At 71.7% G+C, this 16,383-nt stretch carries 12 protein-coding genes and 1 pseudogene; 9 read left to right on the top strand and 4 right to left on the bottom strand.

Annotation, left to right across the window (positions count from 1 at the left end):
- Nucleotides 1–3,135, top strand: coding sequence for an ATP-binding protein (locus GAS53_RS35595; RefSeq protein WP_151481895.1), 3,135 nt, complete (start codon nt 1–3; stop codon nt 3,133–3,135).
- Here the strand turns inward: GAS53_RS35595 and GAS53_RS35590 are convergent.
- Nucleotides 3,116–3,934 carry an ABC transporter permease gene (locus tag GAS53_RS35590; protein WP_151481894.1) on the bottom strand — a complete coding sequence of 273 codons (819 nt, stop codon included), beginning with the start codon at nt 3,932–3,934 and terminating at the stop codon, nt 3,116–3,118. The genes GAS53_RS35595 and GAS53_RS35590 overlap by 20 nt on opposite strands.
- A complete protein-coding gene (locus GAS53_RS35585; protein ID WP_151481893.1) occupies nt 3,931–4,902 on the bottom strand; it encodes an ATP-binding cassette domain-containing protein in 972 nt (323 codons plus the stop codon). The genes GAS53_RS35590 and GAS53_RS35585 overlap by 4 nt, the downstream gene beginning before the upstream one ends.
- A 311-nt stretch (nt 4,903–5,213) precedes the next feature.
- On the opposite strand from GAS53_RS35585, the gene GAS53_RS35580 reads away from it, so the two are divergent.
- The 4 genes from GAS53_RS35580 to GAS53_RS35565 all read left to right on the top strand — a co-directional run bounded on the left by GAS53_RS35580 (nt 5,214) and on the right by GAS53_RS35565 (nt 9,172).
- Nucleotides 5,214–5,825, top strand: a complete 612-nt coding sequence (locus GAS53_RS35580) for a Type 1 glutamine amidotransferase-like domain-containing protein (protein ID WP_192583423.1) — start codon at nt 5,214–5,216, stop codon at nt 5,823–5,825.
- Nucleotides 5,826–6,122: 297 nt separating this feature from the next.
- The gene (locus GAS53_RS35575; protein ID WP_151481891.1) at nt 6,123–6,980 is read left to right on the top strand and encodes a MaoC/PaaZ C-terminal domain-containing protein; all 858 of its coding nucleotides are present in this window, start codon (nt 6,123–6,125) and stop codon (nt 6,978–6,980) included.
- Nucleotides 6,981–7,014: 34 nt separating this feature from the next.
- Nucleotides 7,015–8,091: a Zn-dependent alcohol dehydrogenase gene (locus GAS53_RS35570; protein WP_151481890.1), complete on the top strand. Its 1,077-nt coding sequence runs from the start codon at nt 7,015–7,017 to the stop codon at nt 8,089–8,091.
- 40 nt (nt 8,092–8,131) lie between these two features.
- On the top strand, nt 8,132–9,172 hold the full coding sequence (locus GAS53_RS35565; RefSeq protein WP_151481889.1) for a 3-oxoacyl-ACP reductase: 1,041 nt from the start codon (nt 8,132–8,134) through the stop codon (nt 9,170–9,172).
- Nucleotides 9,173–9,278: 106 nt separating this feature from the next.
- Here the strand turns inward: GAS53_RS35565 and GAS53_RS55470 are convergent, their stop codons facing one another.
- Entirely contained in the window at nt 9,279–9,455 is a 177-nt protein-coding gene (locus tag GAS53_RS55470; RefSeq protein ID WP_192583422.1) for a hypothetical protein, read from the bottom strand.
- Nucleotides 9,456–10,607: 1,152 nt separating this feature from the next.
- Nucleotides 10,608–11,822 (bottom strand): annotated as a pseudogene (locus GAS53_RS35560) (hypothetical protein); the annotation flags it as partial.
- A 297-nt stretch (nt 11,823–12,119) separates the two neighbouring features.
- On the opposite strand from GAS53_RS35560, the gene GAS53_RS35555 reads away from it, so the two are divergent.
- The 4 genes from GAS53_RS35555 to GAS53_RS35540 all read left to right on the top strand — a co-directional run bounded on the left by GAS53_RS35555 (nt 12,120) and on the right by GAS53_RS35540 (nt 16,316).
- Nucleotides 12,120–13,157 carry an ABC transporter substrate-binding protein gene (locus GAS53_RS35555; RefSeq protein WP_151481924.1) on the top strand — a complete coding sequence of 346 codons (1,038 nt, stop codon included), beginning with the start codon at nt 12,120–12,122 and terminating at the stop codon, nt 13,155–13,157.
- A gap of 100 nt (nt 13,158–13,257) precedes the next feature.
- Nucleotides 13,258–14,106, top strand: coding sequence for a Nif3-like dinuclear metal center hexameric protein (locus tag GAS53_RS35550; RefSeq protein WP_151481922.1), 849 nt, complete (start codon nt 13,258–13,260; stop codon nt 14,104–14,106).
- Nucleotides 14,103–14,846 (top strand): zinc ribbon domain-containing protein, encoded by a 744-nt coding sequence (locus GAS53_RS35545; protein WP_192583428.1) that lies wholly within the window; start codon nt 14,103–14,105, stop codon nt 14,844–14,846. Before GAS53_RS35550 ends, GAS53_RS35545 begins: the two co-directional genes overlap by 4 nt.
- Nucleotides 14,847–14,942: 96 nt before the next feature.
- The gene (locus GAS53_RS35540; protein ID WP_151481888.1) at nt 14,943–16,316 is read left to right on the top strand and encodes a bifunctional RNase H/acid phosphatase; all 1,374 of its coding nucleotides are present in this window, start codon (nt 14,943–14,945) and stop codon (nt 16,314–16,316) included.
- Nucleotides 16,317–16,383 lie beyond the last annotated feature (67 nt).

Below are 16,383 nucleotides of genomic sequence, written 5' to 3'. Positions count from 1 at the left end.
GTGACCACCGACCTGACTCTGCTGCCGCGTGTCGCCTATCGCGGACAGGAGGTCACCGCGCCCCGGCTCCGCGGCCTCCTCGCGCTGCTCGCGGGCGACTTGCGCACGGGCTGCAGCACCGAGCGGCTTGTGGAAGGGCTGTGGCTGCCGGACGAGTTGCCGGAGCGGCCGGGCAAGGCGGTGCAGGTCCTCGTGTCCAGGGCGCGGGCGCAGCTGGGCGCCGACGTCCTCGTCAGCACGCCGACCGGATACCGGCTCACCCTCGCCGAGGACCAGGTCGACAGCTCCACCCTGCTGTTGCACGCCGCCGCCAGTGCGGACCGGGCCAGGGCCGGGGACCACGCAGGATCGCTGGCTGCGGCCGAGGCCGGTCTCGCCCTGTGGGAGGGCACCCCTGACGCGGCCGGTGACACCGATGACCCCGTGGCCGCGTTGCGCACCGAGCGCGCCCCCGTCCACGGCACGCTCGTACGCGCGCGGGCGCTCGCGCTCGCCCGCCTCGGCCGGCACGCGGAGGCCGCCGGGCCGCTGGCCGTGGCCGCCTCGCAACATCCGCGCGACGAGGAGGTGCTTGCCGAGCTGCTGCGCGGCGAGGCGGCGACGGCGGGTCCGTCCGCCGCGCTGATGCGGTACGAGGCGTACCGGCGTGAGCTGCGCGAGACGCTCGGCACGGATCCGGGGGCTCAACTCAAGGTCGTACAGCAGGAGTTGTTGCGGGGCGAGGCGCCCACGGTCCGGCACGGTGTGCCGCACGAGCCGAATCCGCTGCTGGGAAGGGACGAGGACATTGCGGCAGTGGAGCGGCTGCTGCGCGTCTCCCGCGCCGTCACCGTCGTCGGCTCCGGCGGTCTCGGCAAGACCCGGCTCGCGTACGCCGTCAGCCGCCGGGCCGAGCAGCGCGTGGTGTATTTCGTGCCGCTCGCCGGCGTCACCGCGGACGTGGACGTGGCCGCGGAGGTGGCCTCCGCGCTCGGCGCGGGCGAGGGGCGGCCCGGCGCCATGAGCGGCCACGCCTCGGCCGACCGGGTGTCCGGCATCCTCGGCGTGCTCGGCTCCGGGCCCGCGCTGCTGGTCCTGGACAACTGCGAGCAGGTCGTCCGGGGCGCCGCCGACCTCGTACAGGCCCTGGTCTCGGCCTCGAAGGACCTGCGGGTGCTCGCCACCAGCCGGGCCCCGCTCGGCCTCACGTCGGAGGCGGTGTACGCGCTGCCGGAGCTCAGTCTCGACACCTCGGTCGAGCTGTTCACACAGCGGGCCCGGGCCGCCCGGCCCGGCGTGGAGCTGCCGCCGGACGCGGTGGCCGGGCTGTGCCGCCACCTCGACGGGCTGCCGCTCGCCGTGGAGTTGGCCGCGGCGCGGGTGCGGGTCCTTTCGGTGCCGGAGATCGCCCGCCGTCTCGGCGACCGGTTCGCGCTGCTGCGCGGCGGGGCGCGGGACGTGCCGGAGCGCCACCGCACCCTGCACGCGGTCGTGGAGTGGAGCTGGAACCTCCTCGCGGAGGAGGCCAGGGCCGCGCTGCGCACGATGTCCGTCTTTCCCGGCGGCTTCTCCGGCGAAGCGGCGGAGCAGGTCCTTGGCGGGGACGCGCTGTTCCTGCTTGAGCAGTTGGCCGATCAGTCGCTGCTCACCGTCGTCGACACCTCGGCCGGCGTGCGGTTCAGGATGCTGGAGACCGTACGGGAGTTCAGCGCGGCCCGGCGCGCGGAGGCGGGCGAGGACGAGGAGGCCATCGGCCGGTTCCTCGCCTGGGCGCGGGACTTCGGGGTCGCCTATCACGACTGGTTCTTCGGCTCGGAACCGCGGGCCGCCTGGGAGCCGATCAGGGCCGAGCAGGACAACCTCGTGCTGGCCCTGCGGCACGCCCTGGCCCGTACGGACGCCCCCACCATCGCCGCTCTCACCGCCGTCCTCGCCGCCCTGTGGTCCACCGGCTCCAACTACCCCCGCCTCGCCGCCCTCGCCGCGGACACCGGCCCGCTGCTGTCGCACTACCACCCCGAGCCCGAATACGTCGAAGTCGCCCGCGCCGCCGCGGTGTTGTGCACGGCGAGCCTGTTCATGGGCTACGGCCCGGTCGCCGTGCGCCAGCTCGTCACACTCCGGCGGCTGCCCCCGGCCCCGCCGGACACGCTGCTGCGCGCCACGGCGATAGTGCTGAGCGCGGTCCCCGAGATGCTGCCTCCCGACTACGAAGTGCTGCAGAAGCTCTGCGACAGCGAACAGCCGCTGCTCGCCGGTATCGCCGAGTGCGTCGCCACCTACGTCTGGGAGCACGAGCACGACATCGACCGCGCGCTCGCCTCGGCGCGCCGGATCATCGTCGCACTGGCGCCGGTCGACAACCCGTTCCTGCAGGTCATCGGCCACGCCCGGCTGGGCGAGCTGTGCTTGAAGACGGAGCGGGGCGAGGCCGCGTACGGGCACTTCAAGGCGGTGCTCGAGGCGCTGCCGCGGCTCGGCGAGGAGCACGACTTCATCGGGGTCCGCTGGGGCCTCGCCCTCGCCTGCCTGCAGCGCGGCGACCCCGACGAGGCCGAGTACTGGCTGCGGCAGGCGGAGGGCGACAACACCCCGCAGAACGACGACTTCTCCGACCTCGGCGGCCGTGCCGAGATCGCGCTCGCCCGTGGGCTGACGGAGGTCGGGCTCGGCTTGTGGCGCAGTGCCACGGAGCAGATAGCCGAACTCGGCTCGATGCACAGCAGCGACCCCTTCTTCGACCGGTGGGCGCTGCAGATCCAGTCGGTGGCGGTGACGGCGCACGCGCATGCCGGCCGCCTCGAGCTGGTCGCGGAGCCGGTCGACCGGCTGCGGCAGGGGCTGCGGACCCTGCTCTCCGGTCCGTCCGGCTCGCCCATGGATCTCCATCTGTTCGGGACGGTGCTGCACGCGCTCGGCATGGCAGGGCTCGCCTCCGGCGACGCCGGTGCCGTACGGATGATCGCGCTGGCCGAACGGCTGCGGGTGCTGCGCGACTTCCAGCCGACGATGTCGGCGGACCGCGCCCGGCAGGCGGCCGAGGACGCCGACAGGGCGGCGTACGCCGACGCCGTGTCGGAGTACGCCGCCCTGGAGCGGGACGAGCTGCGGGAGGCGGCCCGCGCTGTCATGGCGGTTACTTCGGGTCGCGGTTGAACAACGAGGTCGACCAGCGGTAGCCGAGCGCGGTCAGGCCGACGCACCAGGCGATCGCGATCCACCCGTTGTTGCCGATCTCGGTGCCGAGCAGCAGGCCGCGCAGGGTCTCGATGGCCGGAGTGAAGGGCTGGTATTCGGCGATCGGCTGGAACCAGCCCGGCATCGTGTCGGCCGGGATGAAGGCGCTCGAGATGAGCGGGAGGAGGATCAGCGGCATGGCCATGTTGCTGGCCGCCTCGGGGTTCGGGCTGGCCATGCCCATCCCGACCGCGATCCAGGTGAGCGCCAGGGAGAACAGCGCGAGCAGTCCGAACGCCGCCAGCCACTCCAGGGCCGTGGCGTCCGTCGACCGGAAGCCCATGACCACGGCGACGATGCTGACAAGGACCAGGCTGGCGAGTACCTGCAGCACGCTGCCGACGACGTGCCCGATGAGCACCGACCCGCGGTAGACCGCCATCGTACGGAAGCGGGCGATGAGGCCCTCGGTCATGTCCATGGAGACGGAGATCGCGGCCCCGATCACGGTGGAGCCGATGGTCATCATCAACAGGCCCGGGACGATATAGGCGATGTAGTCGGAGCGGTCGGCGCCGCCGCCGCCGATGCCCGCGCTCATCACGTCGCCGAAGATGTAGACGAAGAGCAGCAGCAGCATGATCGGCGTGAGCAGCAGGTTCAGGGTCATGGACGGGTAGCGCCGCGCGTGCAGCAGGTTGCGGCGCAGCATCGTGTTCGAGTTGCGTACGGCGAGGGAGATCCGGGTCGGGCGGGTGGGAGCAAGGGGGGTGCTCATCGGACAGTCTCCTTGGGCTGGGTGGGGATGCCTGTTGTGCCGGTCAGGGCGAAGAACACGTCGTCGAGGTCGGGGGTGTGCACGGTCAGCTCGTCCGCCTCGATGCCGGCCGTGTCCAGCCAGTCGAGGATGGAGCGCAGCTCGCGCTGGCTGCCGCCGCTGGGGATCTGCAGCGCCAGCGCCTCGTCGTCCCGGGTGGCGTCACGCAGGGCAACGGCGGCGCTCTGGTACGCGGCCGGGTCGGTGAACCGCAGCCGCACGTGCCCGCCCGGGATGAGCCGCTTCAGTTCGGCGGCGCTCCCCTCGGCGGCGATCTTGCCGTCGTTGAGCACCGCGATGCGGTCGGCGAGTTCGTCGGCCTCCTCCAGGTACTGGGTGGTGAGGAAGACGGTCACCCCGTCGGAGACCAGGTCGCGGATGATCTGCCACATGTTGTGGCGGCTGCGGGGGTCGAGGCCGGTGGTCGGCTCGTCGAGGAAGATGATCCGCGGGTTGCCGACCAGCGTCATGGCGAGGTCGAGGCGGCGCTTCATGCCGCCGGAGTAGGTGGATACGGGCTTCTTCGCCGCCTCCACCAGGTCGAAGCGCTCCAGGAGTTCGGCGGCGGTACGGCGGCCCTCGCTGCGGGAGAGCAGGTGCAGGTCCGCCATGAGGAGCATGTTCTCCTCGCCGGTGATCAGGCCGTCGACGGCGGAGAACTGCCCGGTGACGCCGATCGCGGCCCGAACCGCCTGCGGGTCGGTGGCCAGGTCGTGGCCGCCGACGTGCAGGTCGCCGGCGTCGGCGGTGACGAGGGTGGAGAGGATCTTGACGGCGGTGGTCTTGCCGGCGCCGTTCGGGCCCAGCAGGGCGAAGACGGTACCGGCCGGCACGGTCAGGTCGATGCCGTCCAGGACCGTCTTGTCCCCGTAGGCCTTGCGCAGCCCCTTGGCCGCGATGGCGGGAGAGTGCGATGTCGTTGTCGTCATGCCGCAGAGGTTGCGGCAGGGCGCATTCAGCGGGGTTTCAGGATGCTTTCAGGGCTCTGAAACCGGGCGACGGAGGGCAATGCCTCAATGCCTTGGCGAGTCCATCCAGGCCCGCCGGCGGGCCGTGAACGCGCCTCACCTCGTCGCCCCCTCGCTCTCGTCCGCGCAGGAGCCCGCTTCGAACGCGGTCCGCCCGCCGGCCACCTCATCGAACGACCCGCCAGTCAGACCTCCGTCACGGCAGCATGATTGATCCGCGAACCCGGAGGTTCCGCGAACCCGGAGGTACTGATGAGGCTTGTGCTCAGCTCATGGTTTCTGACAGCCGGCCGTCGGCGTTGCCGAGCACCCGTGAAACCGGCAGAGCCGGCATCGTCCTGAACGCGCTGGATGAACACGGCAGCTCACGTGGCCGCGACCTCGGCCGCGAGATCCGCACCCTGGAAACCTTCGGATACTCCTGCGACGAACTCGACCTGCGGGACTACTTCTCCGACCCCGACGAACTCCCCCGACGACTGGCCGACCTGGATCTGGTCTGGGCGCTGGGCGGCAATGCCTTCGTCCTGGCCCGCGCCATGACGCAGTCCGGCTTCGCTCACGCGGTGAAAGCCCAGCTCCACCGGCCGGAGTTCGTCTACGGCGGCTACTCGGCCGGAGCCTGCGTCGCGGGTCCGGACCTGCGCGGCATCGATCTCATCGACGACCCGACCGTCCTGCCCGAGGGGTATGCAGCACATACCGAACCCGCCTGCCTCGGCTTGGTGCCCTACCGGATCGTCCCTCACTGGCGCTCCGAGCATCGCGAAACGAAGGGCGCGGACCGAGCCGCCGCCTACCTCGCCGAGCACGGACTGTCACACCGGTGCCTACGCGACGGGGAAGCGGTGAACATACACAACGCTGCCGCACCGATCACGTGACCGATGATGTCTGGGGGCCGTCAGGAGCCGCGGTGGCTACTTTGCACCGCGGGTCACGGACAGGAGTCCGGGGCTGTCCCGGCTGAGTCCGCACCCGCACATCCGCACCCGCACATCTGACACATCTGACATGCCGTCAGGAGTCTTCACATGTGCGGGGTGCTGGGCTATACAGGGGTTCGCCGGACTGGAACGCGTTCTAGAACAGGCGGGTTCCTCGGCTCAGTGTCGACCTCGGTGCGGCCGACGGTGCGGACGGCCGCACCGGGGTCTTCCCCGCCAGCAGTCAGGAGCCCCATGCCCATCGACGTTGCCCAGGCCCTCGCGGCCGAGCCCCGGTCCGCCGGGATCGCCTGGGGTCACAAGGACGTCCAGCTCTACCACCTCGGCCTCGGCGCCGGCGTCCCGGCGACCGACCCCGACGAGTTGCGCTACACCCTGGAGTCCAGGCTGCACGTCCTGCCGAGCTTCGCCACCGTCGCGGGCGCCGGCTCACCGGGCGTGATCAACGGCCTGTCGATGCCCGGCATCGACGTCAACCTCGCCCACGTCCTGCACGGCGGCCAGACCATCGCGCTGCACCGCCCGATCCCCGTCGAGGGCCAGGCGGTCGCCACCACGCGGATCGCGGCCGTCTACGACAAGGGCAAGGCCGCCATTCTCGTCGTACGCACCGAAGTCGCCGACGACGAGGGCCCGTTGTGGACCAACGACGCCCAGATCTTCGTACGCGGCGAAGGCGGCTTCGGCGGCGACCGCGGCCCCTCCACCCGCCCCGAACCGCCGACAGGCGAGCCGGACAGGACAGTCGAGCGCACGATCCGCGAGGACCAGGCGCTCCTGTACCGGCTCTCCGGCGACTGGAACCCGCTGCACGCCGACCCCGAGTTCGCCAAGCTCGCCGGGTTCGACCGGCCGATCCTGCACGGGCTGTGCACGTACGGGATGACGCTGAAGGCGGTCGTGGACACGGTGCTCGGCGGCGATGTCGCCCGGGTCCGCTCCTACGCCACGCGCTTCGCCGGGGTCGTGTATCCGGGCGAGACCCTGCGTATCCGCATGTGGGAGCAGGACGGGAAGGTCCGCGTGACGGTGGGCGCGGCCGACCGGGACGACGCGCCGGTCCTCGCCGACACCGTCGTGGAGCACACCTGAGTGTCGTACGTACGTCCCTGATTGGAGCCGCACCATGCGCGCAGCCGTACTGCACGAGATCGGCCAGGAGAAGCTCGAGATACTCGACGACTTCGAGGCGACGGGCTTCGGGCCCGGCCGGGTGAGGATCCGGGTGCGGGCCACCGGCCTGTGCCACTCGGACCTCTCCGCGATGGCCGGAGTCCTGCCGCAGCCCGCGCCGTTCGTCCCCGGGCACGAAGGGGCGGGCGAGATCCTGGAGGTCGGCGAGGGCGTCACGAACGTCAAGCCCGGCGACCGGGTCGTCGTCTGCTGGCTGCCCGCCTGCGGCGCCTGCCCCGCCTGCAAGCGCGGCCAGACCGAGCTGTGCCTCGCCGGGTTCATGAACGCGGGCACGCCCAACTTCAAGCGCCCCGGCGGCGACGTGTTCGGCTTCGCCGGCACCGGGACCTTCACCGAGGAGGTCGTCGTCGACGCGGGCTGCGCCGTGCCGATCCCGGACGACGTGCCCTTCGACATCGCCGCCCTCATCGGCTGCGGCGTCACCACGGGACTCGGCGCCGCCCTCAACACCGCCGACGTGGAAGCCGGTTCGTCGGTCGCCGTCATCGGCTGCGGCGGCGTCGGCATCTCCGCGATCCAGGGCGCGCGGCTCAAGGGCGCCGCCGAGATCGTCGCCGTCGACCCCGTACGCTCCCGCCGCGAGGCCGCACTGAAGTTCGGCGCCACCAAGGCCGTCTCGCCGGACGAACTCCCCGACGCCAAGCAGACGTTGACCGGCGGCGAGGGCTTCGACTACGTCTTCGAGGTCGTCGGCCGGTCCGCCACCGCCCGCACCGCGTACGAGAACACCCGCCGCGGCGGCACGCTGGTCGTCGTCGGCGCGGGCGCCATGGACGACTTCCTCCAGCTCAACATGTTCGAGCTGTTCTTCGACGAGAAGCGGATCCTGCCGTCCATGTACGGCGGAGGGGACGTCCTGCGGTCGTACGAGCGGACCGTCGCGCTGTGGCGCGCCGGGCGCATCGACCTGGAGGGACTGATCACGCACCGGGTGCCGCTGAGCGAGATCAACGAGGCGCTCGACCAGATGCGTACGGGTGTGGCGCTGCGTACGTGCATCGAGATCTGACGACCTCGACTTCTCGTCACCGTCGGCTGAAGGGACCTTGATGTCACTGCCACTTGAGGGCCGGTCCGCGATCGTCACGGGTGCGGGCCGCGGGCTCGGCCGGGCGGAGGCGCTGGAACTCGCCCGGCTCGGCGCCGCCGTCGTCGTCAACGACTTCGGGCAACCAGGCCGGGACGGCTCCGGCGACGCGTCGGCCGCGCCCGCCGAGGAGGTCGCCGCCGAGATCCGTACGGCGGGCGGGCGTGCCGTCGCGCACATGGGTGACGTGGCCGACCACCAACAGGCCCGGGAACTGGTCGAGTTGGCGATCGCCGAGTTCGGACAGCTGGACATCCTCGTCAACAACGCGGGCATCCTGCGCGACCGGATGGTCTTCTCGATGTCCGAGGACGAGTGGGACTCCGTGATCCGGGTCCATCTCAAGGGCCACTTCAACACCACCCACTTCGCGGCCGCGCACTGGCGGGCGCGGTCCAAGGCGGCGGACGCGCCGGTGTACGGGCGGATCGTTAACACCTCGTCGGAGGCGTTCCTCGCGGGCTCCGCCGGACAGCCCAACTACGCCGCCGCGAAAGGCGGAATCGTCGGGCTGACGACGTCCACGGCCCTGGCGCTGGCGAAGTACGGCGTCACGGCGAACGTGATCTGCCCGCGCGCCCGGACCCGTATGACGGCGGATGTCTTCGCGGGCATCCAGGAGCCGGCGGCACGTGAGCCGGAGGGCCATGAGTCCTCGGAGGGCGGCGAGTCCTCGGCGAGCGATGGGTCCTCGGCGGGCGATGGGTCCGAAGGCCTTGCGTCGGAGGGCCGGCGGATCGACCCGCTCGCCCCCGAGCATGTCGCCCCGCTCGTCGGCTACTTGGCCTCTCCGGCGGCCGCGCACGTCAATGGACAGCTGCTCGTCGTGCACGGCGGCATGGTCGCGGTCGTCGAACGGCCGCGTGTGGCAGCGAAGTTCGACACCAAGCAGGATGCCTTCACGTACGACGAGCTGGACGCGCTTCTCTCCCCGTACTACGCGGACCGGCCGGCGGGGGAGACGTTCGCGGCGGCGGAGGTGCTCGGACTCAAGCACGAGTGACTGCACGGTAGTTACGACGGGATCACGTGTGTGCCCCGCTCACGGGACGGCCCCGCCCGACTAGCGTCGGGCGGGGCCGTGTGACGGTGGAGACCCGAGGTCTTGGTCAGGCCGTCGCCGTGTCGTTCTGCTCGGCCGGCTTACGGTGCCGGCCGCGAGGGGTCGCCTCGTCTTCCTGCGCGGAAACGGGCCCCCGGTGCCGGCCGTGGCCACCGTCGGCCTGGGCGGCCACCATCACCCGCGGGTCGGTGGCCGTCGTCTCCATGGTGTTCGTGTCGCTCATGTGGAAAATCACCCCGTGTCAACAAGATCCTTCGGTACAGCGCGGGCGAGTCTAACGGGCGGTTGTGACGGCGCTGAGGGGTGGTTGGGGCTACTCGGTGGTCACTTTGAGGGGGGTGGGCGACGGGTTCGTTTCGCCGGTTCCGTGAACGGCGCGGGGTGCCTCCGGAGCGGCCCGCTCGACGCCGGGCGCCGGGGCGGTTTGGGCGGTCATCCGGAGGGTGCGGAAGTCCGGCGGAGCCTCGGCACTGACCCGCTCAACGCGAAGTGGCTCCGCCTGGGCGGGAGTTGGGCGGGCTGCTGGATGAATGCTTTCGGTGGGAGCTGGGACGGTGTGTTGGGCGGCTGGCATGGGGCCGGAGTTCCCTGCGCTCGCCGAGGCCATGCGAAGGGGGCTTTCGTCAGCTGCGCTGCGTGTGCTTTCGGTGGTCGGGTGGCCGGTTGCTTCGCTGGGGCCGGGGTTCGCGCTTTCGGCGGTCGTATGGCTGGTGCTCTGGGCGCTCGCGCGGCTCGTGTGTTCGGAGGTCGGGCAGCTGGTGCCCTCGCCGGGCCCCGGGTTCGCGCCTCGGGTGGCCGGGTGGCTCATGCCCTCGGTGCGCGTCCAGCCTGTGCTTTCGGCGGCGGTGCGGTCGACGCGTTCGGTGCCTGCCCGGCCCGTCCCCTCGGCGGCGGCGTGGCTCATGGCCTCGGCGCTCGCCGAGCCTGCGCCTGCGCCTGCGGCGGCGGTGCGGTCGGCTCCCTCGGTGCGCGTCCAGCCCGTGCCCTCGTCAGCCGCGCTGCCCAGGCGCTCCGTGCGTGTCCATCCCGTGCCTTCGGCAGGCGTGTGGTCGACGCCCTCCGTGCGTGCCCAGCCTGTGCCTTCGGCAGGCGTGCGGTCGACGCCTTCGGTGGCTGCGTGGCTCATGCCCTCGGAGCTCGTCCGGTCCGCGCCCGCGGCAGCCGTGCGGTCGACGCCCTCGATACTCGCCCGGCCCTCGGCGCCCGCCCAACCCGCGCCCCCGTCAGCCGCGCGCCTGACACCCCCCGTACCCTCCCAGCCCGAGCCACCAACAGCAGCCCGACCCACACCCCCCGCACTCGCTCGCCCCGCGCTCTCGCCAGTCCTCCGGCCACCCCCCACCCCCTGCGCCAACCGCCGCCCGGCGAAGGCGTTCGCGACCATGCGGCCCGTCAGGGGGGCCTGTTGGAGTGGTACCGGACGGGGCGTGGCAGGCTCCGGGGGACCCGTGACCGACGGCCCCTGTGGCGCATCCCCCGACGCCTCGGCCGTACTGTCCGGATCCCCCGGGCCCCCGTCGCCCGCCCCCGTGGGTGCCTCCACCCGTGATACGCCGCACGGCACCGCCCCCGTCGCGTACGGCAGATGGAGCACCCCGTCCTTGGACCATCGGCCCGAGCCCGTCAACCACCCCTCGGGTGCGGGGAGTTGGTGGACGTGTCGCTCGGCGGGACGCCAGACGCCGAGCCAGCTGGCGGAGGGGCCGTCGATCCGCAGGGCCACCGCGCAGCTCTCCGGTGTCAGCACCTGGCCCGGCTGGATCGCGAACGGTGTGACCGAGCGGCCCGGCAGGTGCAGACACTCCGGGAAGCGCACCGGGAGCGTGCTGCCCAACACGCCCCAGCCGAGCCGCTCTTGACCGGGAGAGGGCGCGTCCGAGCGGATCAGGAGCAGCCCGCTGTCGGCGTCCGCGAGCAGCAGCCGGTCGTTGCTCTTCTCGGCGATCTGCAGGAGAGGGGAAACCTCGCCGCCGCGCTCCAGGTCCACCACCACCGTCTTGGTCCGGCCATCCAACTCCCGGTCCAGCGCGAGCAGTCGGTCTCCGCCGCCCAGCCACACCCCGCCCGAGCAGCGCCCCGGCACCTCCGCGAGGTGCTCGGGCCCGAAGGCGCCGCCCGACACCAGCCACACGGCGGTCGAACTCCGGCCCACGGCAAGGGCGTACGCACGCGTGCCGCCCGGAGCGGGCGGCAGCAGCCGCAACTCCGCTCCCTCGTCCGGGCATTGCACCGCGCCGAGCGGTACCTCACCCGTCCCCGGCCCGGTCGGATACAGCAGCGAGAACACGTGCCGCCCGTCGGCGAGGCGGTGGATGAGCACCCGCCCGTCCGCCATCGGCAGTACCTCCGTGCCGGGCTCCTCCGGCTGGGTGCCCGGCAGCGGCACCGCGTACGGCTCGGGGCCGTCCAGTGTCCAGCGCTCCGGAAACCAGGAGTCGCCGCTGCGGGCCAGGCGGGCCGCATAGGACCCGTCGACGGTGATCACGCACCCTGCTCGCGCGGCCCACTCGTTCTCGTTCACCGCCGCGGACGATGGGGTTACCCCCTGCTCGAGCGAAGTCGAGACCTCGGGGGAGGCACAGGCCGTCATCGTTCGGTCACCTCCGGCCATGAAAGTAGTTTTCGCACGCACAGACGTGGGACCACCAGGCAACCGCTTCACACATAAGAGTGGCCAAGTTTCGATTCGCCTGAGGGAACGGGGGCGGGTGTGCTGAACGGGATGGAGGCGTTTATGGTTAGGGCTGCCTAAGTGCGGCCTGTGGACCGCCTGAGCAACCGCCAGATCACACCGGATCGCCTGAGCAACCACCAGATCCCACGGGATCGCCTGAGCAACCACCGGATCCCACTGGATCGCATGAGTAACCGATGGAGCGTGTCCCTGATGTCCCTACGCCGCCGCGGCTCCGCCGCAGTAGCCCTCGCCGTGGCCGCCGCGCTGTCCCTCGCCGCCTGCGGGTCGGGCGACGGAGGCTCCGACTCCAAGAAGTCCGACAACGGCAGCGGCAGCAAGTCCGTCGCCCAGGGCGGCGAGGACTTCGGGAAGGCGGCCGAGGACACGGCCAAGATGGGGACGACGGCCAAGGCCGGCGAGTTCCCGCGCACGATCGAGCACGCCATGGGCGAGACCGAGCTGAAGGCGCAGCCCAAGCGGGTCGTGGTCCTCGACGTCGGCGAGCTCGACAACGTCGTCTCGCTGGGCGTCAAGCCCGTCGGCTGGGCACCCACCGAAGGCTCCGACGGCATTCCGTCGTACCTGAAGAAGGAAGCCGGCAGCCCCAAGGACGTAGGCACGATCAACGCCCTCAACCTGGAGGCGATCGCGGGCCTGAAGCCCGACCTGATCCTCGGCAGCGAGCTGCGCGCCGCCAAGCTCTACCCGCAGCTCTCCAAGATCGCGCCGACCGTGTTCTCCATCCGCCCGGGCTTCACCTGGAAGGAGAACTACCTCCTGAACGCGGCGGCCCTGGACAAGACCGCCGAGGCGAAGACCCAGCTCGCCGCGTACGAGAAGAAGGCGAAGGCCCTCGGCGACGAACTCGGCCCGGACAAGCCGACCGTCACCATGCTCCGCTACCTGCCGGGCATGATCCGCCTCTACGCCAAGGCGTCCTTCATCGGCACGATCCTCGAGGACGTCGGCATCCCGCGCCCCAAGAACCAGCAGATCAACGACCTCGCGGCGGAGATCAGCCCGGAGAAGATCGACGAGGCCGACGCCGACTGGATCTTCACCGGCGTGTACGGCGACGCGAAGAAGACCGACCGCGCGAGCGCCGAGGACAACCCGCTCTGGAAGAAGCTCGGCGCGGTCAAGAACGGCCAGGCCAAGGACGTACCCGACGAGACCTGGTACCTCGGTCTCGGCGTGACCGCGGCCGACGAGGTCCTCGACGACCTCAAGGGCTACCTGGCCAAGTAAAACGGCAAAGCGGCAGGCCAGGGCAAGGTCACCCGGTCACAGCTGATCAAGTAACCCGCGACTGGTGGGGCACGGACATAAGGCGGGTAGCCTTTTGTTCGTGCCCCGTCTGTCTGAAGTCATCGCCGCGCTCGACGTCCTCTGGCCCCCCGAGAGGGCAGAGGACTGGGACGCGGTCGGGACGGTCTGCGGAGACCCCGACCAGGAGGTCTCCCGCGTCCTCTTCGCCGTCGACCCGGTCCAGGAGATCGTGGACGAGGCGGTGAAGCTGGACGCCGACCTGTTGGTCACCCACCACCCGCTCTATCTGCGGGGTACGACGACGGTCGCGGCCTCGACCTTCAAGGGTCGCGCGGTGCACACCCTCATCAAGAACGACATCGCGCTGCACGTCGCCCACACGAACGCCGACCGCGCCGACCCGGGCGTGAGCGACGCCCTCGCGGGCGCGCTGGACGTTCGCGTCGTACGCCCCCTCGTGCCGGACCCCACCGACCCCGAAGGCCGCCGCGGCCTCGGCCGAGTCTGCGAGCTGGACCATCCGCTCACCGTCCGCGAGCTCGCCGCCCGCGCCGCGGAGCGGCTGCCCGCCACCGCGCAGGGCATCCGCGTCGCGGGCGACCCCGACGCGCTGGTACGGACCGTCGCGGTCAGCGGCGGCTCGGGCGACAGCCTCTTCGCCGACGTACGCGCGGCCGGCGTCGATGCCTTCCTCACCGCGGACCTGCGCCACCACCCGGCGTCAGAGTTCATTGCGGATCGCGCGCACAGCCCCCTCGCGCTGCTCGACGCGGCGCACTGGGCCACCGAGTGGCCCTGGTGCGAGCTGGCCGCCGCCCAGCTCGACGAGATCTCCGACCGTCACGGCTGGGACCTGCGGGTCCACGTCTCGAAGACGGTCACCGACCCGTGGACATCCCACTCCCCTTCACCTGGAGCCCCCAACTGAACGCCGCGCCCGCCGACCAGATCCGACTTCTCGACGTCCAGGCCCTCGACGCACGCCTGCAGCAGCTCGCGCACAAGCGGAGGTCGCTGCCCGAGCATGCTGAGATCGAGTCGCTGACCAAGGACCTCACGCAGCTGCGCGACCTGCTCGTGGCCGCGCAGACCGAGGAGAGCGACTGCACCCGCGAGCAGACCAAGGCGGAGCAGGACGTCGACCAGGTGCGCCAGCGCGCCTCCCGCGACCAGCAGCGCCTCGACTCCGGCGCCGTCACGTCCCCCAAGGACCTGGAGAACCTCCAGCGCGAGATCGCATCGCTGGCCAAGCGCCAGGGCGACCTGGAGGACGTGGTCCTGGAGATCATGGAGCGCCGCGAGTCCGCGCAGGAGCGGGTCGCCGAGCTGACCGAGCGGGTCTCCTCCGTCCAGTCGAAGATCGACGACGCGACGGCCCGCCGGGACGCCGCGTACGAGTCCCTCGACAGCGAGGCTGCCTCGGCGACGAAGGAGCGCGAGGTCATCGCGGGCTCCGTCCCCGCCGACCTCCTCAGGCTCTACGACAAGCTCCGCGAGCAGCAGGGCGGCGTCGGCGCGGCCCGGCTCTACCAGCGCCGCTGCGAGGGCTGCCGCCTGGAGCTCAACATCACCGAGGTGAACGACGTGAAGGCGGCCGCGCCCGACGCGGTGCTGCGCTGCGAGAACTGCCGCCGCATCCTGATCCGCACGTCCGAGTCCGGCCTGTAGGGCCTCCAAGGGCCTCCAAGTACATGGGACTCCAAGGGTCTGTGTCTGTATTCAAGGCCCAAGGCCCCGGGTCGTAAGGAGTAAGGAGCTTCCGGCTTGCGCGAGTTGATCGTCGAGGCCGACGGGGGCTCCCGGGGCAACCCGGGGCCCGCGGGCTACGGCGCCGTCGTCCTCGACGCCGCGACGGGGGAGACGCTGGTCGAGCGGGCGGAGTACCTCGGCATCGTGACGAACAACGTCGCCGAGTACCGGGGTTTGGTGGCGGGCCTCCGCGCGGCCCACGAACTGGACCCGACGGCCACCGTACGAGTCCGCATGGACTCCAAGCTGGTCGTCGAGCAGATGTCCGGCCGCTGGCAGATCAAACACCCCAGTATGCGGCCCCTGGCGGACGAGGCCCGCTCCGTCTTCCCCGCCGACCGGGTCACCTACGAGTGGATCCCGCGCGGCGAGAACCAGCACGCGGACCGCCTGGCCAACGAGGCGATGGACGCGGGCAAGCGGGGGGAGCAGTGGTCGCCGTCGCAGTCGACGGCGGACCTGGACGCGGGGCGGGCCGCGAGGCCGACTGCGAGGCCGACCGCGCCCGAGCCGTCGGGCCCGCCCGGGGACGCGACCGCGGGTGCGGCGAAGGCACGCGCCGCACTGGCAGCGCCGGGCTCAGGAGCGCCCCGTAAGGGGCGCGGGGCTGTGACATTTGCGGCTCCGCCGGGTGGGCGCGACCAGCCAGGGACGGCCCGCAGCCAGACGACTCCCGTCACCATCCCCGACACCGATGACGTACGAGCCGCACGGAACGTGGCCTCCGAGGCACCGACGGCCGGACGGACCGCACCCCCCGACCTCGGCGCACCCGCAACTTTCGTACTGCTGCGGCACGGTGAGACCCCGCTGACCCCCCAGAAACGGTTCTCGGGGAGCGGCGGCAGCGATCCGGCGCTCTCGGACGTGGGGCGCGACCAGGCCGAGCGGGTCGCGGAGGCACTCGCCGCGCGCGGGACCGTACAGGACATCGTGTCCTCCCCCCTCGCCCGCTGCCGCGAAACCGCGGGGATCGTCGCGGCGCGGCTCGGCCTCGACGTACGGATCGAGGACGGCCTGCGGGAGACGGACTTCGGGGCGTGGGAGGGGCTGACGTTCGCCGAGGTGCGGGAGCGCTACCCGGACGACATGAACGCGTGGCTGAGTTCGCCGGATGCCGAACCGACCGGCGGTGGCGAGAGTTTCGAGGCGGTGGCCCGCCGCGTGGCCGCGGTCCGCGACAAGCTGCTCGCGGCGCATCCCGGCCGCACCGTACTGCTCGTCTCCCACGTCACGCCCATCAAGACCCTGGTGCGGCTGGCCCTGGGCGCCCCGCCGGAGTCCCTGTTCCGCATGGAGCTGTCGGCGGCCTCGCTCTCGGCGGTGGCGTACTACGCCGACGGCAACGCGAGCGTACGGCTCCTCAACGACACGGGTGCGCTGCGCTGAGCTGTGATGGCCGCCAGGTGATCAAATCAGTCTCTGGAAGGGCGTCCGCTGGGGCGGACGCCCTTCG

The organism is Streptomyces albicerus, from assembly GCF_008905045.1.
Taxonomy (GTDB): Bacteria; Actinomycetota; Actinomycetes; order Streptomycetales; family Streptomycetaceae; genus Streptomyces; species Streptomyces albicerus.
This window is presented reverse-complemented; position numbering and strand designations above follow the sequence as displayed.

What these genes read in the sequence shown, in the direction of transcription:
- GAS53_RS35565 (WP_151481889.1), top strand. Translation starts at nt 8,132, where the DNA reads ATGTCACTGCCACTTGAGGGCCGGTCCGCGATCGTCACGGGTGCGGGC.
- GAS53_RS35575 (WP_151481891.1), top strand. Translation starts at nt 6,123, where the DNA reads ATGCCCATCGACGTTGCCCAGGCCCTCGCGGCCGAGCCCCGGTCCGCC.
- GAS53_RS55470 (WP_192583422.1), bottom strand. Translation starts at nt 9,455, where the DNA reads ATGAGCGACACGAACACCATGGAGACGACGGCCACCGACCCGCGGGTG.
- GAS53_RS35590 (WP_151481894.1), bottom strand. Translation starts at nt 3,934, where the DNA reads ATGAGCACCCCCCTTGCTCCCACCCGCCCGACCCGGATCTCCCTCGCC.
- GAS53_RS35570 (WP_151481890.1), top strand. Translation starts at nt 7,015, where the DNA reads ATGCGCGCAGCCGTACTGCACGAGATCGGCCAGGAGAAGCTCGAGATA.
- GAS53_RS35580 (WP_192583423.1), top strand. Translation starts at nt 5,214, where the DNA reads ATGGTTTCTGACAGCCGGCCGTCGGCGTTGCCGAGCACCCGTGAAACC.
- GAS53_RS35555 (WP_151481924.1), top strand. Translation starts at nt 12,120, where the DNA reads ATGTCCCTACGCCGCCGCGGCTCCGCCGCAGTAGCCCTCGCCGTGGCC.
- GAS53_RS35585 (WP_151481893.1), bottom strand. Translation starts at nt 4,902, where the DNA reads ATGACGACAACGACATCGCACTCTCCCGCCATCGCGGCCAAGGGGCTG.